General features: G+C 48.4%; 22 protein-coding genes. 11 read left to right on the forward strand and 11 right to left on the reverse strand.

Going from position 1 to position 25199, the window contains the following annotated elements; genetic code table 11:
• Positions 1-153: 153 nt before the first annotated feature.
• A complete protein-coding gene (gene plsB / locus R4537_RS05815) occupies positions 154-2580 on the forward strand; it encodes a glycerol-3-phosphate 1-O-acyltransferase PlsB (protein ID WP_071178004.1) in 2427 nt (808 codons plus the stop codon).
• Between the two features lie 79 nt (positions 2581-2659).
• On the opposite strand, the gene ubiA is transcribed toward plsB, so the two are convergent.
• Positions 2660-3514 carry a 4-hydroxybenzoate octaprenyltransferase gene (ubiA, locus tag R4537_RS05820; protein WP_071178005.1) on the reverse strand — a complete coding sequence of 285 codons (855 nt, stop codon included), beginning with the start codon at positions 3512-3514 and terminating at the stop codon, positions 2660-2662.
• Entirely contained in the window at positions 3515-4054 is a 540-nt protein-coding gene (locus R4537_RS05825) for a chorismate lyase (RefSeq protein WP_001072869.1), read from the reverse strand.
• A gap of 203 nt (positions 4055-4257) precedes the next feature.
• Between R4537_RS05825 and R4537_RS05830 the strand changes: the two genes are divergently transcribed.
• Entirely contained in the window at positions 4258-4668 is a 411-nt protein-coding gene (locus R4537_RS05830; RefSeq protein WP_000920142.1) for a flagellar basal body-associated protein FliL, read from the forward strand.
• A 119-nt stretch (positions 4669-4787) separates the two neighbouring features.
• Here the strand turns inward: R4537_RS05830 and R4537_RS05835 are convergent, their stop codons facing one another.
• The 4 genes from R4537_RS05835 to R4537_RS05850 form a co-directional block, all read right to left on the reverse strand.
• Positions 4788-6767, reverse strand: coding sequence for a methyl-accepting chemotaxis protein (locus R4537_RS05835; RefSeq protein ID WP_071178006.1), 1980 nt, complete (start codon positions 6765-6767; stop codon positions 4788-4790).
• A 374-nt stretch (positions 6768-7141) separates the two neighbouring features.
• Entirely contained in the window at positions 7142-7975 is an 834-nt protein-coding gene (gene glpG / locus R4537_RS05840) for a rhomboid family intramembrane serine protease GlpG (protein ID WP_071178007.1), read from the reverse strand.
• 6 nt (positions 7976-7981) lie between these two features.
• The gene (glpE, locus tag R4537_RS05845) at positions 7982-8302 is read right to left on the reverse strand and encodes a thiosulfate sulfurtransferase GlpE (protein WP_000349528.1); all 321 of its coding nucleotides are present in this window, start codon (positions 8300-8302) and stop codon (positions 7982-7984) included.
• Positions 8303-9062: 760 nt separating this feature from the next.
• Complete coding sequence (locus R4537_RS05850) at positions 9063-9830, reverse strand: TatD family hydrolase (RefSeq protein ID WP_071178009.1); 768 nt, start codon at positions 9828-9830, stop codon at positions 9063-9065.
• 176 nt (positions 9831-10006) lie between these two features.
• Between R4537_RS05850 and hemB the strand changes: the two genes are divergently transcribed.
• The 4 genes from hemB to spfP all read left to right on the forward strand — a co-directional run bounded on the left by hemB (position 10007) and on the right by spfP (position 15328).
• Positions 10007-11050 (forward strand): porphobilinogen synthase, encoded by a 1044-nt coding sequence (gene hemB / locus R4537_RS05855; protein WP_000116550.1) that lies wholly within the window; start codon positions 10007-10009, stop codon positions 11048-11050.
• 106 nt (positions 11051-11156) lie between these two features.
• Positions 11157-11585, forward strand: a complete 429-nt coding sequence (locus R4537_RS05860) for a GNAT family N-acetyltransferase (protein ID WP_000908506.1) — start codon at positions 11157-11159, stop codon at positions 11583-11585.
• A 697-nt stretch (positions 11586-12282) separates the two neighbouring features.
• The gene (gene polA / locus R4537_RS05865) at positions 12283-15087 is read left to right on the forward strand and encodes a DNA polymerase I (protein WP_071178010.1); all 2805 of its coding nucleotides are present in this window, start codon (positions 12283-12285) and stop codon (positions 15085-15087) included.
• A 193-nt stretch (positions 15088-15280) separates the two neighbouring features.
• On the forward strand, positions 15281-15328 hold the full coding sequence (gene spfP, locus R4537_RS18725; protein ID WP_438356636.1) for a small protein SpfP: 48 nt from the start codon (positions 15281-15283) through the stop codon (positions 15326-15328).
• 505 nt (positions 15329-15833) lie between these two features.
• Here spfP and yihA read toward each other — a convergent pair.
• Positions 15834-16496, reverse strand: coding sequence for a ribosome biogenesis GTP-binding protein YihA/YsxC (gene yihA, locus R4537_RS05870; RefSeq protein WP_071178011.1), 663 nt, complete (start codon positions 16494-16496; stop codon positions 15834-15836).
• Between the two features lie 151 nt (positions 16497-16647).
• Here yihA and R4537_RS05875 point away from each other — a divergent pair, with 151 nt between their 5' ends.
• From R4537_RS05875 to hemN, 5 genes are all read left to right on the forward strand, one after another.
• Positions 16648-17265, forward strand: a complete 618-nt coding sequence (locus R4537_RS05875) for a c-type cytochrome (protein WP_000731846.1) — start codon at positions 16648-16650, stop codon at positions 17263-17265.
• A 200-nt stretch (positions 17266-17465) separates the two neighbouring features.
• On the forward strand, positions 17466-18104 hold the full coding sequence (locus tag R4537_RS05880) for a class I SAM-dependent methyltransferase (RefSeq protein WP_000549852.1): 639 nt from the start codon (positions 17466-17468) through the stop codon (positions 18102-18104).
• Positions 18104-18652, forward strand: coding sequence for a Der GTPase-activating protein YihI (yihI, locus tag R4537_RS05885; protein WP_032480618.1), 549 nt, complete (start codon positions 18104-18106; stop codon positions 18650-18652). Before R4537_RS05880 ends, yihI begins: the two co-directional genes overlap by 1 nt.
• A gap of 9 nt (positions 18653-18661) precedes the next feature.
• Positions 18662-19150: a DUF2489 domain-containing protein gene (locus R4537_RS05890; RefSeq protein WP_071178012.1), complete on the forward strand. Its 489-nt coding sequence runs from the start codon at positions 18662-18664 to the stop codon at positions 19148-19150.
• A 138-nt stretch (positions 19151-19288) separates the two neighbouring features.
• The gene (hemN, locus tag R4537_RS05895) at positions 19289-20677 is read left to right on the forward strand and encodes an oxygen-independent coproporphyrinogen III oxidase (RefSeq protein ID WP_071178013.1); all 1389 of its coding nucleotides are present in this window, start codon (positions 19289-19291) and stop codon (positions 20675-20677) included.
• A gap of 63 nt (positions 20678-20740) precedes the next feature.
• On the opposite strand, the gene R4537_RS05900 is transcribed toward hemN, so the two are convergent.
• The 4 genes from R4537_RS05900 to hemC form a co-directional block, all read right to left on the reverse strand.
• A complete protein-coding gene (locus R4537_RS05900) occupies positions 20741-21937 on the reverse strand; it encodes a heme biosynthesis protein HemY (RefSeq protein WP_071178014.1) in 1197 nt (398 codons plus the stop codon).
• The gene (locus R4537_RS05905; RefSeq protein ID WP_071178015.1) at positions 21934-23133 is read right to left on the reverse strand and encodes a uroporphyrinogen-III C-methyltransferase; all 1200 of its coding nucleotides are present in this window, start codon (positions 23131-23133) and stop codon (positions 21934-21936) included. The genes R4537_RS05900 and R4537_RS05905 overlap by 4 nt, the downstream gene beginning before the upstream one ends.
• Positions 23117-23884, reverse strand: a complete 768-nt coding sequence (locus R4537_RS05910) for a uroporphyrinogen-III synthase (RefSeq protein WP_071178016.1) — start codon at positions 23882-23884, stop codon at positions 23117-23119. The genes R4537_RS05905 and R4537_RS05910 overlap by 17 nt, the downstream gene beginning before the upstream one ends.
• A 76-nt stretch (positions 23885-23960) precedes the next feature.
• The gene (gene hemC, locus R4537_RS05915) at positions 23961-24896 is read right to left on the reverse strand and encodes a hydroxymethylbilane synthase (protein ID WP_000141020.1); all 936 of its coding nucleotides are present in this window, start codon (positions 24894-24896) and stop codon (positions 23961-23963) included.
• Positions 24897-25199: the final 303 nt, after the last annotated feature.

A 25199-nucleotide genomic window follows, 5' to 3' on the forward strand; every position in this document is an offset into this window, starting at 1 on the left:
TGCGCATGTAAGCAATTAAATTAAAAGGTTTGACCAGTTTCTGGTATTCTTGGCGCGCAAAAAACGATACCGCACGATGGTGAGCTCTCACGTTGGCCGTGAAAGCAGACGTACTGTCGCGCTTATTTCAAGAATCTTGAGGCTTTGAACTCTATGTCTTCAGGACACCTATTATCCCGTTCACTACTGAAGTTGCCGATGTCGGTGCTGGTGAAAGGGACGGCGATTCCGTCTAATCCGATCCAAGATCTGGATATCGATACTCATAAACCGGTGATTTACGCCTTACCGTTTCGCTCCAACGTCGACTTGCTGACGTTGCAAACACATGCCAAAGAAGCTGGTCTGCCTGACCCTTTAGAGCCTTTGATGCTGAATGGCAAAGCTTTCCAGCGCTATGTGTTTATTGCTTCGCGCCCAACGCTATTGAGTAGCGATCAGCATGTGCCGAGTGACTCTATTGCGCTGTTTTCTGAGCTGCTGACCGAGCATAAGCTCGACAGTGAGTTGGATGTGCAGGTGATCCCAGCAACGGTATTATGGGGACGTAAACCGGGCAAAGAAGGGCAAGAAAGACCCTATTTGCAAGCGTTGAATGGTCCGGAGAAAGCGCTGGCCGTTTTGGCTTCTGGCCGTGACTGCTTGGTGCGTTTTAGCCCTGTGGTGTCGATGCGTTACATGGCGGATACCCACGGCACCGATGCCTCGATTGCCCACAAATTGGCTCGTGTAGCACGCATTCACTTCTCACGGCAAAAACTGGCGGCGTCAGGCCCTAATTTGCCGCAGCGAGCACAACTGTTTGCCCGCTTGATGAACTCCCCCGCGATTGAAAAAGCGATTGCGGATGAAGCGAAATCCAAACAGATCCCGTTTGAGAAAGCGCGTAAAGAAGCGCACGACATTCTGGATGAGATCGCGGCGGATTTTTCCTATTCGCTCGTGAAAAAAGGCGATCGCATTTTAGGTTGGTTGTGGAACCGCATCTATCAAGGTTTGAACATCAATAACGCGGCGACCGTGCGTCGCTTGGCGCAAGATGGCCATGAAATTGTCTACGTGCCTTGTCACCGTAGCCATATGGATTACTTGCTGCTTTCTTATGTGCTTTATCATGAAGGTATGGTGCCGCCGCATATTGCTGCTGGGATTAACTTGAACTTTTTCCCTGCTGGGCCGATTTTCCGCCGCGGCGGTGCGTTCTTCATTCGTCGCAGCTTTAAAGGCGCGCCACTTTATTCAACGATTTTCCGTGAATATCTTGCTGAGCTGTTTGCGAAAGGCTATTCGGTGGAATACTTCAGCGAAGGTGGCCGCTCGCGTACTGGTCGTCTATTACCTGCCAAAACCGGCATGTTGGCGATGACCATTCAAGCTATGTTGCGTGGTTTGAATCGTCCGGTGACTTTAGTCCCAGTCTACATCGGCTATGAGCATGTGATGGAAGTGGGTACTTACGCCAAAGAGTTACGCGGCAAACGTAAAGAGAAAGAGAATGCGGGTTTAGTGCTGCGCACGCTGCGTAAGCTGCGCAATTTTGGTCAAGGTTACGTGAACTTCGGTGAGCCGATCCCACTCAACCAGTTTTTGAATGAAACCGTACCGCAATGGACGCAAGATATTGACCCGATGGGCGAGAGCAAGCCGCAATGGATGACGCCAACGGTGAATAAACTCGCGACCCGTATGATGACGCACATCAACGATGCGGCTGCGGTGAATGCGATGACCTTGTGTGCGACGGCGCTGCTGGCTTCGCGTCAGCGTGCCTTGGCGCGTGACAACCTGATTAAGCAGGTTGATTGTTACTTATCACTGCTGCGCAATGTGCCGTATTCCGCCACTTCAACGCTGCCGAGTGAGAGTGCAGAAAAGCTGGTTGAACATGCGGAGTCGTTGGATAAGTTTGTGGTGGAAACCGATACCATGGGCGACATTATTTCGCTGGATCGCAACCAATCGATCCTAATGACTTATTATCGCAACAACATTATCCATTTGTTGGCTCTGCCATCGCTGATCGCTCAGTTGTTGATTCGTCAGCAAAGTGTATCGCTGGAAAAGGTGCAAGCGACCGTTGCACAAATCTATCCTTTCCTGAAACAAGAGCTGTTTTTGCGCTTTGAGGCAGAAGAACTCAACGATCTGGTACTGCGTTATGTGGCTGAGCTAGCACGCCAAGGTTTGGTCACGGTGGAAGGGAAAAACGTCACCCTGAATCAAGCGCAAACTCAAGTGCTGATGCTGCTGGGAAGAATTATTTCTGAAACCTTGCAGCGTTATGCGATTGCACTGAACCTGCTGGTGAGCTGCCCACATTTGGGTAAAGCAGAGCTGGAAGAGAAGAGTCAGGAATTGGCTCAGCGCCTTGGCCGTTTGCATGGCATTAATGCGCCTGAGTTCTTTGACAAAGGGGTATTTGCTTCGCTGTTCGTGACGTTGCAAGAGCAGGGATATCTTGATGAGCAGGGGCGTTGCGTATTAGAAACGGCGAAGCCGCTGTCTCGTCAGCTTTATGCGCTGATCTACCCAGAAGTGCGCATGACGATTCAAGAAAGCTTGTGTCAGGTTGACGTGTAACGAATGTGTTCTAGCCAATCGAACCGAATGAAAAAGGCATCCTGCGGATGCCTTTTCTTTTTGTCTTCACTCTGAATGATTACCAGACACTGAAGAGAATGCCTGCGGTGATGGCCATCCCCACATAGTTGTTATTCAAAAACGCCTGAAAACAAGGCATACGTTCGCGATTACGGATTAAATGTTGCTGGTAAGCAAACAGTCCCGCTGCGACCAGCAGACCCCAGTAGTAACTGGTGCCAAGCGCTAAACCTTGGCCTAAAGCGACCAGTAAGCACAGTGTCGCCAACTGCAGTAGGCCGATGATGCGTTTATCCCAACGCCCAAATAAGATCGCAGTCGATTTGATGCCAATTTTCACATCATCATCTCGGTCGACCATGGCGTATTGGGTGTCGTAAGCAATCGTCCATAACGCATTAATCAAAAACAGTACCCAGACTTGTGGAGGCAGCGTATCTGCTTGAGCAGCCCAAGCCATAGGAATCGACCAACTGAACGCGAGGCCAAGCACCAGTTGAGGTAGGTGGGTGAAGCGCTTCATAAACGGGTAAACAAAGGCTAACAGAATGCCGATAAAAGAGAGCTGGATAGTTAGGGTATTCATGGTTAACACGAGTAAGAACGAGCTGACAGCAAGAAGGACAAATAACAGTAACGCTTCTTTGGCCGAAATTAACCCAGCGGGCAATGGACGTTGGCTCGTGCGCTTCACATGGCCATCGACATGGCGGTCGGCGTAATCGTTGATCACACACCCAGCCGAGCGCATTAAAAAAACCCCTAACACAAATACGACTAAGACGCGCAGATCCGGCAAGCCTTGTGCCGCTAAAAGCAGAGCCCACAGAGTCGGCCAAAGTAACAGTAGGGAGCCAATCGGGCGATCCATGCGCATCAGTTGCCAGTAAGCGCGCGCTTTAACAGCGGTCATTTACACTCTCTCCTTAGAGTAAATCGGGGATGTGGCGAGAAACAGCTCCGTCACTAACATGGGTTTGTTGTTCATCCATAAGCGAGAGCGACGAGCTAATAGTCGTCCGAGTTCTGTCTCTACCCAGCCAACTTGCAGTGCATCTCGCTTAACATTATCCGCACTAAATACGGTGAGACCTAGTGGAATTTTCCCCTGTTGGGTTAAATCAAACGGCTGATTGTGCATCGATGAGAGCGGGATCAAGGTATGGCCAAATACCCAAGGTTGTTGGTCGCCACAAATAATCACTTGGCGCAGAAGATACTCTTCAGAGGCGAGCAACTGAGTCTCATCATGGCTAAGGGTGTCCGCTGGCATGATTTGGTTACTTAATAAGTCTACGGTCAGATGCTCACACTGCGTCGCCATTAGGCGCGAAAGAGAGCCTTGTTCGAGTAGCCATTGCTTAGCTAAAGGGGCTGGAAATTCAATGTCATCAGGCTGTTGCCAAGTGACGTGATTCAGTGCGGCTAAATAGAGCGAAGTTAATTGATTCATACTATTATTCAATTTGACGCTTTACCCGATTACCCTAGCTACCTGCAATACCACCGAGTTTGGGTATACAATAAAGCTCAGATTTTGATTCCAAACCAAAGAGTTCGAACGCGGAAAGCATTTTATTTACCAAATGGATGCTCTATTGTAACAAGACTCCGGCGGTTCGAGTATTGCGAACAGAATAAAGAGCAGACAGAAATATGCTAAAACGTTACGTCGTCCAAATAATGCTCGCTTTGAGCTTCATTGTTCCTTTCCATGGTCATGCGGAAGAGAAATCTGCTGTACCTCAGTTGGCTTATTTCACTTTAGAACCCGAACTCACCACCAATTTTTTTACCAAAGGTAACAAATTGGGTTATATCCAAGTGCGTATCGATATCATGGTTGCTAGGGCCTCCGATCTCCCGATTGTGGAGCAACATCAGCCTTTGATCCGCGATGCCGTGGTTGAGCTGCTCGGTAAGCAAACAGAAGACACTATCAAATCCTTAGCGGGCCGTGAGGATTTGCGTAAGTCGCTTGTCAATCGCCTCAACAATATCCTATTGCCGGAGGTAGGGCGTACCGTGATTGCGGATTTGCTGTTTACTAAGTACATCTATCAATAATCGGCTTATGTTAGGAGCATCGCTCAGCGACGAGCCAGTAAATAAAAAAGCGGCGGTTGCCGCTTTTTTACTCTCAGAGTATCGATGTCTGCTGCGCCATGGTTTAATTCAATCCAGGCTCAAAAACTCTCCCATTCTTCATCGTGCGCAACCTGCATAACGGGTTGTGCTCTCGAGCTGGCTTTGGTCGTGATTTTTGCTGGCGTTTTAGCGATGTGGCTGGCCGGATGTCGAGTCACTGGTGCGGATTGCGCGCGCTTATTGACCACTTTCAGCGGTGATGGGGCGCTCGTGTCCTGATCTGGCAATCTGAACATAGCGACATGGTCATAGAGCTGCTCGGCCTGTGCTAATAGGCTTTCTGAAGCCGCGGCTGCCTCTTCGACGAGCGCTGCATTTTGTTGGGTCATCTCATCCATCTGATTGACCGCTTGGTTCACTTCATTAATCCCCGTTGCCTGCTCGGCTGACGCTGAGGCGATATCGGCCATTAAATCATGGACTCGCTTGATCGACACGACTATGTCTTTCATGGTGCTGCCGGAGCGATCCACCAATTCATTCCCATTGCTGATTTTACTCACTGAATCTGAGATGAGCGCCTTAATATCTTTCGCTGCATTGGCTGAGCGCTGTGCGAGTGAGCGTACTTCGGAGGCGACTACGGAAAATCCGCGGCCTTGTTCACCGGCTCTAGCGGCTTCTACCGCAGCATTGAGTGCCAGAATATTGGTTTGGAAAGCAATACCATCGATCACACCAATAATATCGGCGATCTTTTGCGCGGATTCGTTAATCGAGGCCATAGTCACCACCACTTGCTCAATCAGTTCTCCGCCGCTGGCGGCGATTTCCGTAGCTTTACCCGCAAGGATGTTCGCCTGCATGGCGTTATCCGAGTTTTGTCGCACCGTACTGTTTAGCTCTTCCATGCTGGAGGCCGTTTGCTCAAGATTGGAGGCTTGTTGCTCGGTTCGGCTAGAGAGGTCGGTATTGCCATTGGAAATCTCCGTTGCTGCTAGCTTGATGGTCGCGGCGACGCTGTTGATGTCAGTAATGATTTGACGCAATGTGACAATGAATTGACTGATCACCTCACCGAGCTCAGCAAATTCACCTTCAAAAGGATGCGTGAGTTGTGCACTGAGATCGCCGCTGGAGAGCGCCGTCATGACGCGTTTGACTTCATTGACCACCATCTTACGCTGAGTCACGTTGGTGGCATATTTGACAACCTTATACGGTTTACCCTCACTGTCCATAATCGGGTTATAGCTGGCTTGGATCCAGATCTCTTTCCCCCCTTTGCCGAAACGTTTGTATTCGTCGACAAAGAATTCGCCGGAGCGCAAACGTTGCCAGAAATGTTGGTACTCTTGACTCTGTTTATACTGCTCATCGACAAACATGCTGTGGTGCCGCCCTTGGATCTCATCCAACTGATAGCCCACCGTTTGCAGAAAATTCTGATTTGCAGTCAGAATGGTGCCATCGAGCGTAAATTCAATCACGGCTTGAGTGAGATTGATTGCATTCATTTGACCACTACGGTCAATTTTTTCCAGCTTGGCCGCAGTGATATCTTGCAGCAGTACCACCACGTTTTGTAATTGACCGTTTATCGCCTTGATGGGATATAGATCCGCTTTTATCCAGATTGCCTCTTGCGGGCGGCTGAGCTGTAATTCGGCAGAAACAGGGTGTCCTTTTTTGGCATCCTGCAGCAAGCGCTGCACAGATGGTTGCTGATGAGTGCGCCATAAGTTCGCAAAATCCGTTCCGACCATCGCCTCAGCCGATACCCGACAGAGATGAGCAAACGCATCATTGGCATAGCAAATCGTGCCGTTGGGCTCACATTCTAACAGTGCCAGATGTTCACGAATCACCTGAACAAAAGCTTGATTGACTTGGGGTGTGAGGTCTGATTCTGGCGTGGTGAGCGCAAGGTCAGTTTGATAAGGCGCAACCTGTGGTTCTTGCTGTAATGCCGTCGTCTCGGTTGTTACCGGAGATTGCATCAGCGGGTCTGGCTTAACCTCCGCTGGTTGCGTCGGATGATGTGGTGCTGTAGAGAAAAGACGTGCCAATAAACCCATAACCTGCTCTCCTTGGATGGGACCAACTGATGTTTTTATTTCCCTTTTCTACTTGAAGCGGTCACGCTGGAGGCCGTGTTCGTTTCGTCCAGTCACAGAGTTTATCTATGCTTGTAACGATGGTCTCACTGGCCCTCTGCCGTCGCAGCAAGTTGTTAGGGTATGCGATCATTGATCGCGTGATCTTATGGCAACACTAAGGCACAACGCAGTCAGGACAGCACAGAACTGAAAAGCATTATGTTGCACATTCGATACTAACTCATAGCAGAGGTTTGGTGATTAGTACAAGTCGGTGAGCCGTTTTACGATCAGCATACGTGCTGACCTTGATCACGACTCAAAGAGAAGCGGCGCAAGAAAGGAGGAAATGCTTAAGCTTGTTGGTCGCGTTGGCTGTCGAACCATGCCAGTACGACACCGCTGATTAAGCCAGCTAAATGAGCGGTATTGGCAATCGCCATAAACGGCTGCACATAACCTAACACTAACCAGATCAGCATAAAGCCCATCAAGGATCTTGGAATGGATAAACCCAGTTGGGGGGCGCGCTGACCAAGAATCCACAGATACCCAGCCAAAGCATAGACAACACCGGATAGGCCTCCAAAATTCGCGCCTTCAACCCAGTATTGACCGGCACCAGAGATAATCGCGGACACCACAAACAGCTTAATCAGTCTGACACTGCCAAGGCGCTGTTCAAGATCGCCCCCAAATTGCCACCACCAGAGTAAGTTAAAGGCAATATGCATGACGGAAAAGTGCAGTAAAGCATGACTAACCCAGCGCCAAATTTGCCATTGCTGGCCAGCAAGAGCGGGAAAATGTAATGCATTAAACACCGCATCTCCCGCACCAAACGTTTGCAGAGTAAAGATGATGATACACAGCGCCATAATAAACAGCGTAAACACTCCAGCTTTGGCTTTAATCAGGCTGAGTAAATTGGGCGATGCGTAATAAAATTGGGGGCGTTTTTGATCTGCGACTTCCCATGAGGCGGCTTGGTATTTTTCCGCATAAGGGTTCTCTAAAAACAGCGCGAGTTCAGCTTGTGAGGTTTCAATGTGTTGATCTTGGATTACCCAGAGAGTGAACTGACCACCTGCATCCGGCATCATCTGAATTTCAATGTGGTGGGCGGCCATGTAATCGATAAAAGCTTGTGCCGCACGCGGATTGTTAAAAGTGGTCAGTAAATGCATTAGTCGTTAACTCGCTTCGATGGGGAGATTGGCACGATGCCAGGCTTCAAAGCCGCCATCGACACTATACACCTCTTCAAATCCTTGGTTAACCAGATATTGGGCTGCGCCTTGGCTACTGATGCCGTGATAACACATGACTAAAACCGGCTGATCAAACTCAGCTTGTTCCATGAATTGAACCATGGATTGGTTCGTCAGGTGGTAAGCGTTTTTAGCATGAGCGAGTTGAAAAGATTGTGGGTCGCGAATATCGACTAAATGAGCCTGTTTCTGCTCCATCATGGCTTGTGCTGCATTAACGTCGATGTGTAAAAAATGGTCCATAGGTTTGCTCTCATTTGGCATGCCGAATCGGACTAAGTGTAACCTATTCAAGTTTAGACAAGTACTGAGCAAGAGTAGGGTTATCCACTTGTGATTAAAATGACAGCACCTGTGGGTAATCCTGTGAATTGCGTTGATAAAGTGGTTTTGTAATTTTCGATCCACAATATGTAGCGATGATCCTGATTTTGCTGTGGGTAATTTTGAAAGTATCCCCAATCGATGAATTGTAATAAAGCCTTGAAATAGGCGGTTTGATGACAGTGAATAAAGAAATTTATCACAGACTTATCCACAGGCTGATTTGCGCAACGAGATCCCGAGTGCGATCTAAAATCGGATCACTGCAGCGCAATTGAACGTTTGAGTGGAGTCTGTTCCGTGAGAGGTCACAGGAAGGGAGGAAGAGAGAACCAGAATGACCTGCACGGGCAAGTCATTCGCTCACTTATCGAGGCTTGAGTGACGATGAGCTTAGTGCAAAAAAGAGGTTAATAAGACCACTATGCTCTCGCAGCAAAGCCGTCACTATTTGATCTTGATGATATGTCCGCACTCTCTGCAGATGTAGACTTCTTTAATACCAATCAGCTTTTGCCACAATGTGCGCCGTTTACGTTGCAAATGATTCGTGTGAGTACAATTGAGCATAATATATAAGTTAACCATGAAAAATTGTTACGAATATTACATTTGCTGCATAGGAAATGAAAGTGATCTTGGTTCAATAAAATGCTATGAAATCAAATTAATAAAATTGTCATATATCTATTCCAAACAATACCTTAGAGTTATCGTTGGTGATTTTGATAACCTCGTCGAGAGGGAGTGAGCGAAGCTGTGCAACTTTCTCACTGATGAGATGGGTAAACATAGGTTCATTACGTTTTCCACGGTGGGGGACGGGGGCTAAATAGGGACAGTCGGTTTCTAAAATTACGTAGTTAAGATCGAGCTGCGGGATCACTTGATCCATGCCGCTATTTTTAAAAGTACTGACCCCGCCAATACCGAGATGAAAACCAAGATCATTGATCGCTTTTGCCTCGTTGATACTACCGCCAAAGCAGTGAAAAACACCGCGTAAGCGACCATCTTGCGCTTGCTTGAGTAATGCTAATGTCTCGTTGAGCGAATCTCGGGTGTGAATGACCACGGGCAAATCCAGCTCTTTTGCCCAGTTGAGTTGGGTTAAAAACGCCATTTCTTGTTCGGCTTTAAAAGTCTTATCCCAATATAGGTCGATACCGATTTCGCCCACGGCAATAAAAGTGTGGCGAGAAAACCACTCATAGATGGTCGCTAAAGTCTGTTTTACATTGGCATCCACATAGCAAGGGTGGAGTCCCATCATCGAATGGCAAAGATCTGGGTAGGCTTCTTCTGTTGCCAACATGGGCGCAATGGAATTGAGGTCAATATTAGGCATCAAGATTTTTTCAATACCGACTTCTCTAGCGCGAGCGATTACCTCATCGCGGTCATGGTCAAATTCACTGGCATAAACGTGGGCATGGGTATCAATCATCGGATCATCTCAACATTCGGTTTTGTGGCGAGTATACGTGAGTGTGAGCACGAGGTCATTTTTGGCTTTTTCCTGTTTTGCCGCTAGCATGCCGAGCCGAGAGTGATATGATTTTGCCCAGCACTTCCCTCAGCACCTGATTTTTCAGGCACTGACCACATAAGAAGGAGAATAGAGTGTCGGTATCCATTCAAGGTCAATTTCCTGGGCGTCGTTTACGCCGCCTGCGTAAACATGATTTCAGCCGTCGCCTTGTGGCCGAAAACCAGTTGTCGGTGAACGATCTGATCTACCCGATGTTTATTTTGATGGGTAAAGATCGCCGTGAAAAAGTCGATTCCATGCCGGGCGTAGAACGTTTATCCATCGATTTAATGCTGGAAGAAGCACAATACCTCGCTAACCTCGGTGTGCCTGCGATTGCTCTGTTTCCTGTGGTCAATCAGGATGCGAAAAGCCTATGTGCTGCCGAAGCTTACAACCCTGAAGGCTTAGTTCAACGCGCAGTGCGTGCGTTGAAAGAGCATGTGCCGCAAATGGGCGTGATCACTGATGTGGCGTTGGATCCATTCACAACTCATGGACAAGACGGCATCATCGATGAGCAAGGTTATGTGTTGAATGATGAAACAACGGAAGTGCTAGTGAAGCAAGCACTGTCGCATGCTCAAGCTGGTGCGGATGTAGTTGCCCCTTCCGATATGATGGATGGCCGCATCGGGCGTATTCGTCAAGCATTGGAAGAGGCGGGGTACATTCATACTCAAATCATGGCTTATTCCGCTAAATATGCCTCGAATTACTATGGGCCATTTCGTGATGCGGTCGGGTCATCTGCGAATTTAAAAGGTGGCAACAAGAAAAATTACCAAATGGACCCCGCCAATTCCGATGAAGCTTTGCATGAAGTCGCGATGGACATCAATGAAGGTGCGGACATGGTGATGGTGAAACCCGGCATGCCCTATCTGGATGTCGTGCGTCGAGTCAAAACCGAATTGCAGGTACCGACCTTCGCTTACCAAGTTTCCGGTGAGTATGCGATGCACAAAGCGGCAATCATGAATGGTTGGTTGAAAGAGCGGGAAACGGTATTCGAATCTTTACTCTGCTTCAAACGTGCAGGTGCAGATGGCATTTTGACTTACTTTGCGAAAGAGGTGGCTGAGTGGTTGGCGGAAGACAGCGCAAAAGCTGCGCAATTCTTACCTAAAAAGTAAAGAATACACCGCGCCAATAAAGCAAAGATCGAGGCTGACGTAAGTCAGCCTTTTTAACATCCCTAAGCCACTGCTTTTAGCGGTGGTGATTGTTTGAGGAAAAATGATGCTAATTCGTCAAGGTTCCCTGAGTGAAATTGTACAAATCGTTGAAAAAATTCATGAGTTTGCACAGAAAGAGACGGAACAGAGCTTACAAGCTCGGCTGAACGATAAGACTTGCTTAGTGCTCGTTGCAGAAAATGAGAGCGAATTGCTAGGTTTTAAAATAGGTTACGAGCTCGATAATAAAACGTTCTACAGCTGGTTTGGTGGTGTGACTCCTGCCGCACGAGGGCATGGTGTCGCGCAGCGCTTACTTGACGTTCAAGAAAAATGGGCGTTAGAGCAGGGGTATCAACGTATCAAAGTGAAATCGCGTAATCAGTTTCCCGCCATGTTACGGCTGTTGATAAAAAATGGTTATCTCATTGAAGATTATGAGAAAAAAGAATCCATCGTCGAGAGCCGAATCCACTTTGTTAAAGTGCTCTAAAAAATAAATGAGATTTTTTCTCATTTGGGTGTTGACTATTAAATGAGAACCATTATTATTAACCATGTCTTAGGGAACAAGTGAAGGTTAACCAGGACGTTAAGTCACCCTTTATCGAGTCATCGATGTGCGGTAGCGAAACGGCCGAACTTGAGCAGGTTCTTTTTGACACGACATTGCTCACATTGCTTCCAGTGTAATTTTTAGCTTTTTGGTAAAGCGAATCAAAAAATTGGCTTTGACCTTGTTTGCTAGGCGACATCTTCGGGTGTCGCTTTTTCTTTTTGTGGCTCTCGCCCATGAAGTTATCCACTGAAGCTTAATATTATCCCAGCAACGAGTGGACAAGTATGAAGTTTCACTGCACTCATCCACTGGTCAATCCATCACGTAAGCAGAGTGAGCAAAAGGGCAGCGAGTGTCTTTTCCACAATTTACGATCCGCAAAAGATCATTTTATTTTCAGTCGATCCTTTTTTTTATTGTTTAAAAACATTAACTTAAAAATTAATCATGCAGTAAATTTATCGGTTTTAAATCGACGTAAATAAATCTATAAACAGAGTTATCCACAGAATTCTAGGTTGCGTAAGTGGATCGGATATCCCCTGAATGAGCCAAAATCGGTAACAACATGGAATCCAAGCAGTAGTCGTGGCATCCTAGGCTCATTTACTTACGTTTGGATAATCCTTCTATGGCTCATATACCTGACAATCCATTGATTTTGATCGACGGCTCCTCTTACCTTTATCGCGCATTTCATGCTTACCCGGGCACCATGAGTAATGGTGAAATCCCAACCAACGCCATCTATGGTGTGGTAAACATGATTCGCAGCATGATGCGCCAGTTCGCTTCGGATCGTATGGCGGTGATTTTTGATGCCAAGGGAAAAACCTTCCGTGATGAGATGTACGATCAATACAAGGCGCATCGTCCACCTATGCCAGATGAGTTGCGCTGTCAGGTTGAACCTTTACACCAAGTTATTCGCGCTATGGGTTTACCGCTGTTGGCGATTGAAGGTGTAGAAGCAGACGATGTGATTGGTACGCTGGCGCGGCAAGCCTCACAAGCTGGTATGCCTGTTTTGATCAGTACCGGCGATAAAGATATGGCGCAGTTGGTGGATGATAATATTACCCTGATCAATACCATGACCAACGTCGTGCTGGATCGGGAAGGTGTGATTGAAAAATTCGGTATCCCGCCAGAGCTTATTATCGACTACCTCGCCTTGATGGGCGATAAAGTGGATAACATTCCCGGCGTACCTGGGGTGGGTGAAAAAACCGCGACCGCACTTTTGCAAGGGATTGGCGGCTTAGAAGCGCTGTACGCCAACCTCGATAAAATCGCTGCTTTAGGCTTCCGTGGCTCAAAAACCATGGCACAAAAGCTGGAAGAGAACCGCGATAATGCCAAGCTCTCTTATCAACTCGCCACCATCAAATGTGATGTCGAGCTTGAGGAGTCTCCGCAAACCCTGCTAAAGCAAACGCCAGATCGAGATGCGTTGATGTCGCTCTACGGTAAGCTCGCCTTTAAATCTTGGCTGACCGAATTGCTTGATGGTGGTACAGGTGTTGTGACGGCGGACGAGCAAACGAAAACCTCTTCAGTTACTGTGTCAACCGCAGCAAGTCATGCGGCTGCGATTCCTGAAAGCCCAGCGGCCCACATCGATCGTAGCCAGTATCAAACCATCCTAAACGAGCAAGACTTCCAGCTTTGGTTAGAGAAGTTAAAACAAGCCGAGCTGTTTGCCTTTGATACGGAAACCGACAACCTTGATTACATGGTCGCCAATTTGGTGGGAATGTCGTTTGCAGTTGCCGAAGGTGAAGCGGCTTATCTGCCAGTTGCGCACGATTATCTGGATGCGCCGCAGCAGTTGGAGCGCGACTGGGTGATTGCCCAGCTGAAACCTCTGCTTGAAGATGAAAGCAAAGCCAAAGTGGGCCAAAACCTCAAATACGATGCGAGCGTGATGGCGCGCTACGGCGTTGAGCTGCGTGGTATTCGCCACGACACTATGCTGCAATCCTACGTCTATAACAGCGTGGGCGGCAAACATGATATGGATAGTTTAGCGCTGCGTTTTTTACAGCACAGCTGTATCTCGTTTGAACAAGTGGCAGGTAAGGGTAAGAACCAGCTCACCTTTAACCAAATCGCTTTAGAAGAAGCGGCACAATACGCGGCAGAAGATGCGGATGTGACGTTGCGTCTGCATCAGCGTATTCATCCGTTGATTGAGCAAGACCCTAAGCTTGAGCAAGTGTATCGCGAAATCGAAATGCCACTGGTACCTGTGCTATCACGCATTGAACGTACGGGCGTGATGATCGACGACATGCTGCTCAGTGCCCAATCGCAAGAAATTGCGTTACGTTTAGATCAATTAGAACAAAAAGCTTATGAGTTGGCAGGTCAGCCGTTCAACTTAAGCTCGCCGAAGCAGCTACAAACCATTTTGTTTGAGCAAATGAAACTGCCTGTCTTGCAAAAAACGCCATCCGGTACCCCTTCAACCAATGAAGAAGTGTTGCAAGAGCTGGCTTTGGATTACCCACTGCCCAAGGTTCTGATTGAGTACCGCGGTCTGGCCAAACTCAAATCGACCTATACCGATAAGCTGCCGAAGATGATTAACCCCAATACAGGGCGTGTACATACTTCTTACCATCAAGCTGTCACGGCAACGGGGCGTCTTTCATCGACAGATCCTAACCTACAAAACATCCCTGTGCGTAATGAGGAAGGGCGCCGTATTCGCCAAGCGTTTGTTGCTCCGCACGGTTGGAAAATCATGGCGGTCGACTACTCGCAAATTGAGCTGCGTATCATGGCGCACCTGTCGGGCGATCAGGCGTTATTGGATGCTTTCCGTGATGGGAAAGATATCCATGCGGCGACAGCGGCAGAAATCATTGGTGTGCCGATTGATCAAGTGAGCAGTGAGCAGCGTCGTCGAGCGAAAGCGGTGAACTTTGGTTTGATCTACGGCATGAGTGCGTTTGGTCTGGCAAAACAGCTCGGTATTCCACGCGGTGAAGCACAAGAGTATATGGATAAATACTTCGAGCGTTATCCCGGCGTGATGCAGTACATGGAAGATACGCGTAGCCGTGCTGCACAATTGGGTTATGTCGAAACCATCTTCGGTCGTCGCTTACACTTGCCGGAAATTACCTCACGTAACGCTATGCGCCGCAAAGCGGCTGAGCGGGCAGCGATCAACGCACCGATGCAAGGCACCGCGGCAGACATCATCAAAAAAGCCATGTTGTTGGTGGATGAGTGGATTGAGCGAGAAGGCGATGGCCGAGTCAAATTACTGATGCAAGTACACGATGAATTGGTCTTTGAAGTTAAAGAGTCATCTTTATCCGAAATTGAAAGTAAAGTACAACAGCTGATGGAGTCAGCGGCCGAGCTTGCAGTGCCTTTAGTGGCCGAAGCTGGTCACGGCGACAACTGGGATCAGGCACACTAGCTCGATTTTTCAGCGAAACCGAAGAAATGCATGAGCCAGCGCACGTTCGCTGGCTTTTTTTATCACTAAAAAAAGGTTACCTAGCTCAGACAGTTATGTTTTTTAACTAAAATTTAATGAAAAAAAACTACAAAAAATATTTTCAATTCTGACCAATTGTTGTACATTAGCTCGCGTAGGGTACAGAGGTAAGATGTTCTATCTTTCAGACCTTTTGTTTCACGTTATTGGATTAGGCTGATTCAGCCGCCCCAGTCACCATTTGACTGGGGCGTTTTTTATTGGGCGTTATTCCGCGTTTTCAGCTCTACTTTTAGCCTATATCTCTGCCCATTTTGTGGTCGGTCACTTATGTACTTTAAGCGGATTGATTCGACAAAAACACTCCATTCTGTAACTAAACACCATTCACACTTTTATTATTTCTAACGAGAAATCAAGTCTCTAAAACACAGCATTTAGACCTTCGAACGATGCTGAAAGCCAAGAGCAGCAAGGGTTAAGCTATCTTGAGTCATCTGATCTTGAGCGTTTTGTGCCGACTTGAAAAAGAGCCGCGTTTGCGAAATGCTTGGGCCATAACAATAAAAACCGTTTTCTCTCCCGTTGCCCCACCAGGATGGTGGGGATTTTGTTGCTTTCCCTCATATTTGTTGGCTTACCATCGACAGCCCTGAGTGACATCTCTGAATTGTGGTAATAAAAAACCCCGCATGAGCGAGGTTTGTCGTGGCATAGTGTTAAGACTATTGGTCGGTAGAAGATTCAGGCTGCTCGCCTTCTTCTTGTTCGGCAAGAGCTGCCAACATCGGGGCGTACCACTCATCCAGTTTGGCGCGCAGAGTATCGACACCAATTCCGCTTAATGAAGAGAAAGCATCAACGGCCACATCACCACCAAATTTTTGTGCATCTTCACGTACTTTTAACACTTGCGCTTTACGAGCGCCACTTTTTAGCTTATCCGCTTTAGTCAGCATCACTTGTACTGGAATTCCGCACTCCACCGCCCAGATGATCAGTTGCTGATCGAGGTCTTTCATCGGATGACGAATATCCATCAGTACCACTAAGCCTTTTAGGCTTTGGCGCTTTTGTAAGTATTCACCAAGGGCTCGCTGCCACTTGAGTTTCATCTCTAGCGGGACTTGAGCAAAGCCATATCCGGGTAAATCGACGATATGACAGCCGTCTGCTACTTTAAAAAGGTTAATCAACTGAGTACGACCCGGAGTCTTACTGGTTTTGGCCAGATTTTTCTGGTTGGTCAGGCGATTAAGGGAACTTGACTTACCAGCGTTAGAGCGTCCTGCAAACGCAATTTCGATACCTTCATCTTCAGGAAGATGGCGAATATCAGGCGCACTGGTAATGAAATGCGTGTTTTGGTAATGAATTTTTACGCTCACTGTGTTAACTCCATCTCGACTTTGTGTAGTCGATTGATTACTTTTTTGTGAAATTGTGTAAAATAACCGTGCTCGGCATAAGGTCGCCTATTGTACCATGAGAGGTACCCCAGAGTGGTACTGGAAGCTTGATAATTATAAATGGAATGTCATGAAGAAATTAGCGCTAATCTTGAGTGTTTTAGCCAGCTGCTCTGTATGGGCCCAAGGTAGTATCGAAGCTGGTAAAGCCAAATCTCTAACCTGTGCTGCCTGCCACGGTGCAGACGGCAACAGCCCATTAACCATTTACCCTTCACTGGCAGGGCAACATCAGAAGTATCTTGAGAAACAACTCAAGGAACTGAAATTGGGTGCTTCCAGCGGCGGAAAACAGGGCCGTTATGATCCTGTGATGAGTGCAATGGCGATGCCACTGAGCGATGAAGATATCGCTGACTTGGCAGCATACTATGCCTCTATGCCTATCTCTGGCAATACTACACCGGAAGATGTCGTGGCCCAAGGTAAAGTACTTTATACCGCTGGGGATGCATCACGTGGGTTGACCGCTTGTATTGCGTGTCATGGTCCGCGCGGTAATGGTACGGAGTTATCAGGCTTTCCAAAAATTTCAGGCCAGCATGCTGACTACATTAAAGCGCAGCTAGAAAAGTTCCGTTCCGGCACTCGTGCGAACGATATGAACGAAATGATGCGTGATGTGGCACATAAGCTGACCGATGCGGATATCGATATCCTATCCAAATACGTAGGTGGCCTACACTAATTAGGCAAAACGAGCAAAGATGACTAAACAGCCCTAGTGACCTTACTAGGGCTGTTGCTTTTATGGCTTGCCCACCTCTTTTGGGGTAACGCATCGAACAATTCAGCGTTTTTTGTTTAGGCTGATGAGAAAATCGCCTTTTACACTCCACTCTCAAGGCAGTTTCTGGTATGTTGCGCATCCCGTTGGAGGAGGTCAGCATGCATCTATGCCCGTTATGTCACAGTGAAAATAGCCAAGCGTATTTTGCTGATAAGCAGCGCGACTATTTTCAATGTCAGCAGTGCGAACTGGTATATGTGAATCCTGAGCAACGCTTAAGTGCGGAGCGCGAAAAGGGCTTCTATGACTTGCATCAGAACATTCCGAGTGATGAGGGCTATCGACGCTTTTTATCACGCGTCTGTTCTCCTATGCTTGAGAGAGTGCCTCCCCAATCACAAGGGCTAGATTTTGGCTGTGGGCCGGGTCCAACCTTGTCTCTCATGTTAGAAGAGGCGGGACACAGCATGGCGTTGTACGACATCTTCTATCATCCAGATACGCAAGTGTTGAACCGTCAATATGATTTTATGACTGCGACCGAGGTGATTGAGCATCTGCACGATCCGCACCGAGTGTGGCAGCAATGGTTAAATTTAGTTAAGCCAGGCGGCTGGATTGGTCTGATGACAAAAATGGTCAAAGACTTAGACGCGTTTGCTGGTTGGCACTACAAGAATGATCTCACCCATGTGATCTTTTTTAGTCGTGCTACGTTTCAGTATCTGGCGGAGCGGGATCAGCTCGAACTTGAATTTATTGGTAATGATGTAATTTTACTGAGGAAAACCCAGTAATGAGTCGCTCAAAAAAATCGAGAAAACCGGGTACCAACAGTAACGATCAACTGGTCGTGGTACGTACACGCAGCGAATCCGAATTGGAAAGCCGCCTGCGTAAAAAACTGAAAAAGCGTAAAGGCTTAAAGTCAGGCAGCCGCCATTCAGAAGGCAGTGAAAGCCAAGTGCGTCAAGCGGCGCAAAAGCGCGATCCGCGTTTGGGGAGCAAAAAGCCGATTCCATTGATTGTGGCAGAGCCGAAGAAGCTCAATAAGCAAGATCGCAAACTGGCGGCTGAGCAAGAGCTAGCAATGCTAGAGAAAGACGCGCAACTCAACGTGCTGCTCGACCGACTCGACAACGGCGAGAAGCTCGGGATTGGCTTGCAGAAATATGTGGATGAGAAGCTGGATCGCATTGAAGTGCTGATGGAGCAGTTGGGCTTGCTCGACGATGAACCAGAGCTAGCGCCGGCACCACAGTCAAAACCGACTAAAAAGCGCAAAACTGAAGACGATCTATTGTCTGAGTTTGAGCAGCTGGATGTGGATAAGTACCAAGATTAAGGAGCGGTGATGAACGGGATGCTACTGGCTAGTGTGGGCGGTGCCATTATCGTGGCATTGGCCAGCTATGCAGCTTACTTGCTGTGGCAAGTGAAAAAGCAGCAGGCGCTACAGCGGCAACAGCAACAGTTAGCGATTGAAAAGCGTAACGCCAACATCTTTGACAGCGTTAATATCCTTTGTATGGCGGGGATTCAGGGGCAGTGTGATCTCTCTGAAATCAGTATCCGCGTCTATTGCATTATGGATTACGTACAAGGTGAGCAGCGCATCAATTTTGAACAAGAGTATCCCGCCATCAGCGAGCTGTACCATGTGGTGAAAAATATGCCGCGTGGCGAAGCGCGCCAACCACTCCCCAAGCAAGAGCGGATGAAACAGAATCTGGAGCGCACCAAAGCAGAAAGTCGTCTGCAAGATGCAATCATTGTCGAACTCACCGCACTCAAGCAGCGCATTCAGCCGCTGAATAATCAAATCGCGATTCAGATGGTGTGAAACTAACCCGAAAGGGGGAGTGATCGCGCTAGCAGAATCGAATATTTTGTTGCCAGATCCTGTACTGCCGCCCGACGTTCGTCAATGTCGTGTGGCAGAATAGCCCGTCAAGAATTGAGCAAAACGGAAAGATTCATTATGTCGTCGTATGTCGTACCCAGCCAACAGATCGTATGGGATCAGGCCATTCTGGATAAGTACAACTACTCCGGTCCGCGTTACACTTCATACCCGACTGCGGTTGAGTTCCATGAAGCCTTTACCATCGCTGACTTTGATATGGCCTGTACTCAGTACCCAGAGCGACCATTATCGCTGTACATTCATATCCCGTTTTGCCATAAGCTTTGTTACTACTGTGGTTGTAACAAGGTGATCACTCGTCATTCGCACAAAGCGGATGAGTACCTTGATGTGCTTGAGCATGAAATTCGTCAACGCGCCTCACTATTAATCGGAAGAAACGTCACTCAACTCCACTTCGGTGGTGGTACGCCGACGTTCTTGACCAACGCTCAAATCAGTCGTTTGATGACGCTGCTGCGTAGCGAGTTTCACTTCACCGATGAGGCGGAGATCAGTATTGAAATCGATCCGCGTGAAATCCAGTTAGAGGTGCTTGATCACCTGCGCCAAGAAGGCTTTAACCGAGTCAGCATCGGGGTGCAGGATTTCAATAAAGAAGTGCAGAAGCTGGTTAACCGTGAGCAAGATGAGCAGTTCATTTTTGATCTGGTTGAGCGCGCTAAACAGCTGGGTTTTCGTTCGACCAACCTTGACCTCATTTACGGCTTACCTAAGCAAACCGCAGCAACCTTTGCCCAGACGTTGCAACAAGTGCTGACCATGCAACCGGGGCGTTTGTCGGTATTTAACTACGCGCACATGCCGCAACTGTTCGCAGCGCAGCGCAAAATTAAAGAAGCCGATTTACCTGCCGCCGAAGAAAAACTGGCGATTTTACAGCAGACAATCACCACGCTAACAGGCGCGGGGTATCAGTTCATCGGTATGGATCACTTTGCCTTGCCGGATGATGAGCTAGCGATTGCTCAGCGCAGTGGTATTTTGCACCGTAACTTCCAAGGCTATACCACCCAAGGTGAGTGTGACTTAGTCGGCTTTGGGGTTTCGGCGATTTCCATGGTGGGTGATGCCTATGCACAAAACCAGAAAGAGCTGAAAAAATACTATGCGCAAGTCAATGAGATGCGTCATGCCTTGTGGAAAGGTGTGGCACTGGATAAGGATGATTTACTGCGCCGTGAAGTGATTAAGCAGCTGATTTGTAATTTCAAGCTTGATAAAACAGCGATTGAGCGTGAGTTTAATCTGCGTTTCAATCACTACTTCCGCCAAGATTTAGCTCTGCTACAAACCTTTATCGACGATGGGTTGGTGACGGTGGATGAACGCATGATTGAAGTGACGCTGCGTGGGCGTTTGTTAATTCGCAACATCTGTATGTGTTTTGATAAATACTTGCGTGAGCGGGCGCGTCAGCAGCAGTTCTCGCGAGTCATTTAAGACCGCATTCAACAACAAGGCCACCGCATGCGGTGGTCTTGTTGTTTGTGCTCTGACTTAAATTCAGGATGACTGAGCGGAAGGTGATTCCAGCAAAGAAAGCGCTTTACGAGAAACATCGTGCGCGGCACGCGTGAAATTCTGCTTTTCCAGTGCATCAGCCAAATAGGCATAGTCGGAGACGCTAGAGCGCAGTGACAGCGCTTTTTCGAGATGTTTCTGCGCATCAGCCCAATGTTTCTCACGCAGATACAGTTGACCCAAAGCGCTATGTGCTTCGGCATTATTGCCATCACGACGCAGCGCTTCTTGCAGCAAGGCAATCAGGGGATGGCGATCGCTGATATTGAGTTCCGGCAGTAGCGCGTACATCTCAGGAGTCGCTTGTTTCTTCAAGCTCTCTTTGATCATTGAGAAGGCCTCATAGTCAGCTTTGCGTTGAATCAGCTGAGTGATAAAGCACATCAAAAGTTCTGGCTCCGTTTTCAGTTTACGTGATAAGTGAGCCCAATGCTGTATCAAGCCTTCACTGCCTTTTTGGCTGGCAATGTCTTGCAAAATGCCACGCTGAGCGGTGATTTCCAGTTGCTGCGCTTCCTCATTCGTCAAATGCTTCGCTTTGACCAGTTTGGGTAGCAAGGCCAGCAGTGGTTGCCACTCGCCAAGGGCTTGATAACACTGCTTGAGCAAGTTGAGCACCACCGTATTGTGCGGGTGATTGCGCTGCAGTTGAGTTAAGGTTTCTAGGGCCGCTTGGTTATCGCCATCACCCAGTTGTTGTTTGGCGCGTGTCAGCTCCACCGCCAAAGTCGAGTTATTTTGCTGAGCGGCCAGCGCTAAGTAATGATCGCGCTTAGCTCGATCGCCCATACCATTGGCGGCTTCTGAAGCGACAAGATAGCAAAGCAGCGGCATATCGTGGTGATTGGCCCAACGAGTCACTTTCTTCTCGGCTTGTGTCCAATCGCCTTCCAGCAGTTTGATGATCCCTTCATTGGTATAACGGCGTGAGCGACGCTGCTTACGCACGCTAAACCAGTTCCAAGTGTGAAAGCTGGTGTAGAGGATTTTTTTCACCAAAAACTCTAGAGCGAACAGGGCTGCCAATGCTCCAATGATAAAAATCACTAAAGTGGTGACACTCATTTCAATGGTGCGATTGGCGATCGAGATCAGCACATAGCCTTGTTGGCCAGCGTATTGCGTTCCCACAAACAGGCCAAGTCCTAAGACAACAAAGAGGAATATGAGACGAATCATTGCTCAGCCCCCGTGGTCAGTGGTGAAACACTGCGGCGCAAGCGTTCGTTGATCACATCGGCGAGCTGTTGCTGAGCCTGTAATTTAACGGGGTATTCCACTTGCACTTGCTGCTCGGCGAGCTGGGCCAACGCTGCGTTAAAGCTTTGTACGGCTTTATCGTCTGGATTGAAGAACGATGTTGACCACTGGGCGGCTGTGTCGAGAGCGGTGCGATAGAGTGTTTGTTGTTCCGTGTACACCCCTTTGATCGCCGTTTCTAACTTGGCTTGCAGATTTTCTCGCAAATAAAAATGCTGAGTAGGAGAGAGAAGTGGGATCACATTGCCATCACGTGAGCGGAAAGTGATGAAGTTATCGGCAAACGCTTTGAGCGAATTTTTCAGGTTGGTTTGCCAGTCATCGATGTTTTCTGATACCGCTTGGCTTGTTTGTGGCTGATCGGCAGGCAAGATGGCATTGGCCAGCGGTAAGTTATCGATCTGCTGTTGCAAGCTGATGAGGCGCAGCACTAAGCCATCGCGGTCAATGAGCGGGATATTTTTCAGGGTAGTGATGTCATTGGCCATCGCTTTACGCAGCGGCGTGAGGCTAGGGTCATTAAGCGCAGCGATGCGCTGATCGGCACTTTCCATCAGTTGAGTTGCGGTTTCCACATCGTGCTCAAGAAACAGCTTGCGACCCGCGAGCTTGACCAAGTAATCCGCTTCTGCAAGTAGCCAATCATTCGGGCGACGGCCTTTAATATCCGCCACGGCGAGCTGCAAGCTTTCAATACTTTTTTGTTGCTGTTCCAGCACGGTTTCTGCGCGATGAGTAATCTCAGTGGCTTGTGACGTGGCTTTCGATACCGTTTGTTCCAACTGCGCATTGAGCGTATCACGAGTTTGTTTCAGCTCTGCGCGTACGGCTTGCAACTGGTTGTTAAATTCACTTTTTTGCTGCTGATGCACATAGGCAAAACCTGCGCCGAGCGCTAACACCAGCAAAAGCGCCACGCTTGCCAACTTTTTCCCTTGCGAGTTTGGTTGCGGCGGCGGAGTTTGAGTTGGTGTGCTGTCCAAGGTTTTCTTGGTCGCAGGTTGGTTTGGCGCTGGGCTATCTTGTTTGTCGGGCGCGGTCGGGGGAGTCACCGCTGCCGAGCTTGGGTTTACTGTGGTTTCAGGTTCTTGTTGCGGTTTATTGTTGTTGGTCATTGCTCAGAGTTCCTGTTGGTTTTTCGGGCATCAATGCCGCGACTAAATCGCGATTAGCAGGACTTAGCGTGACCACGATGCGATGAAATCCTAGTTGATGGGCGAGAGTGGCAATCCGTTGGCTGGGTACGAGCAAAGTTAACTGCTGTACCCATGGCAAGTGTGATGTCTCGAACTGACGGATAAAAAAAGCCAACTGCTCACTGCTGGTGATCACCAGTGAGTCGACCTTCGCCAACTGCCATTTTTGGACACACTCGGCGGCGGCAAAAGGCCGCTCATGTCGACAATACGCTTCTTGATAGCGCACAGTCGCTCCTCTTTCCACTAAGGTGGAATAAATCAGCTCACGACCACCATTACCACGTAAGATCAATACCTTCTTACCTGCAACATCCCGCAGCATACTGAGTGCCAGCAGATGTTCACTATCGCTTATTTCTGGATAGTCTACTGATTGTTGGCAGGCTTTGCTGAAAACATGCGCGGTTTTTTGACCAACGGCAAGGTAAATAGCGTTATTTGGCCAACAAATTCGGCGATGTTGCAGAAATTGGTCACTGAAGATGACGGCATGTTGACTGACGGCAATGATGATATCGAATGAAGATAAATCTTCTGCCAGCGCAGCAAGTTGAGGGCTGGCAGAGATGGCGATCAGCGGATGGTGCAGGGCGGGGATGCCCTGCTGGTGCAGCAGTTGGCACAGCTCTGCGCCTTGTTCATCAGGACGAGTGACCAGTACTGTCATAACACCCTCAATCAATGCGAGATAAGCAATCAGTCTATGCGTGCGGACATAGGCTTACCATTATTCGTGGTCATCATTATTCATGGTCACAGTAGAGACGCTCCAAGATCTCTTTGGCTCCTTGGCTAAGCAGTTGCTCAGCCAGCGTGATGCCAAGTTGCTCAGCTTGTGTGCGAGGTCCGCGAATTTCGCCGCGCACGATTTGCGAACCATCGGGTTCACCCACAAGAGCGCGTAGCCAAATATGGTCACCCTCCAGCAGTGCATAGCTACCAATCGGCACCTGACAACCACCTTGTAATGTGAGATTCATCGCGCGTTCGCAGCGCACACGATCGGCGGTATCTGCATGGTTAAGAGGTGCGAGTAGGGCGCGCACGCGTTGATCATTCACGCGACATTCAATACCAACGGCACCTTGGCCAACTGCAGGTAGGGACTGTTCCGGTTCAATAAAGCTACGAATACGGCTTTCGAGCTCAAGGCGTTTTAGGCCTGCTGCCGCTAAAATGATGGCATCGTATTCGCCCGCATCAAGCTTACTTAGGCGAGTCCCCACGTTGCCGCGCAGCTCTTTAATCACTAAATCTGGCCGTGCTGCTTTGAGTTGGCATTGGCGGCGTAAACTGCAGGTACCGACGATAGCGCCCGAGGGCAGATCTTCAATCTTGGCGTAGGTATTTGAGACAAACGCATCACGCGGATCTTCTCGTTCGCAGATGGTGACTAAGCCTAGACCGTCAGGGAAATCGACCGGAACATCTTTCATTGAATGCACAGCTAAATCGGCGCGCCCTTCGAGCATGGCAATTTCCAGCTCTTTCACGAATAAGCCTTTACCGCCCACTTTAGCCAGTGGAGTATCCAGAATCACATCGCCGCGCGTGACCATAGTCACCAACTCCACCTGCAGTCCGGGGTGGGCTGCCATTAAGGCGTCTTTAACATAGTTGGCTTGCCACAAAGCCAGTGGACTCTGGCGGGTTGCAATGCGAATCGGCGTCTCGGTCATTATGATGTTCCTATCCATCTGTTTTAAAATCGCCTAATCCTATCACTTGGGGCTTAAAATGCTTACAACTAGTTCGAGTCGGAACGATTTTGCGCAGAAGAATGTCGTTTTCCTGCTTGATTGTGTGATTCGACTCGCATTTATTATCTTGGCGATACTTACAAAACGGCAATTTGCAACAACACTGTAATCATTTATGCTGTTTTGTGTTGATAAGTGTTTAGTTTGGTGTGATGTGCTTCCAAGAGCGCTTTACCAAACCGGAAAGAAGTGTTAGATTGATCACGTTTTGTTGGCATGGTC

The organism is Vibrio paracholerae, assembly GCF_037672085.1.
Taxonomy (GTDB): Bacteria; Pseudomonadota; Gammaproteobacteria; order Enterobacterales; family Vibrionaceae; genus Vibrio; species Vibrio cholerae.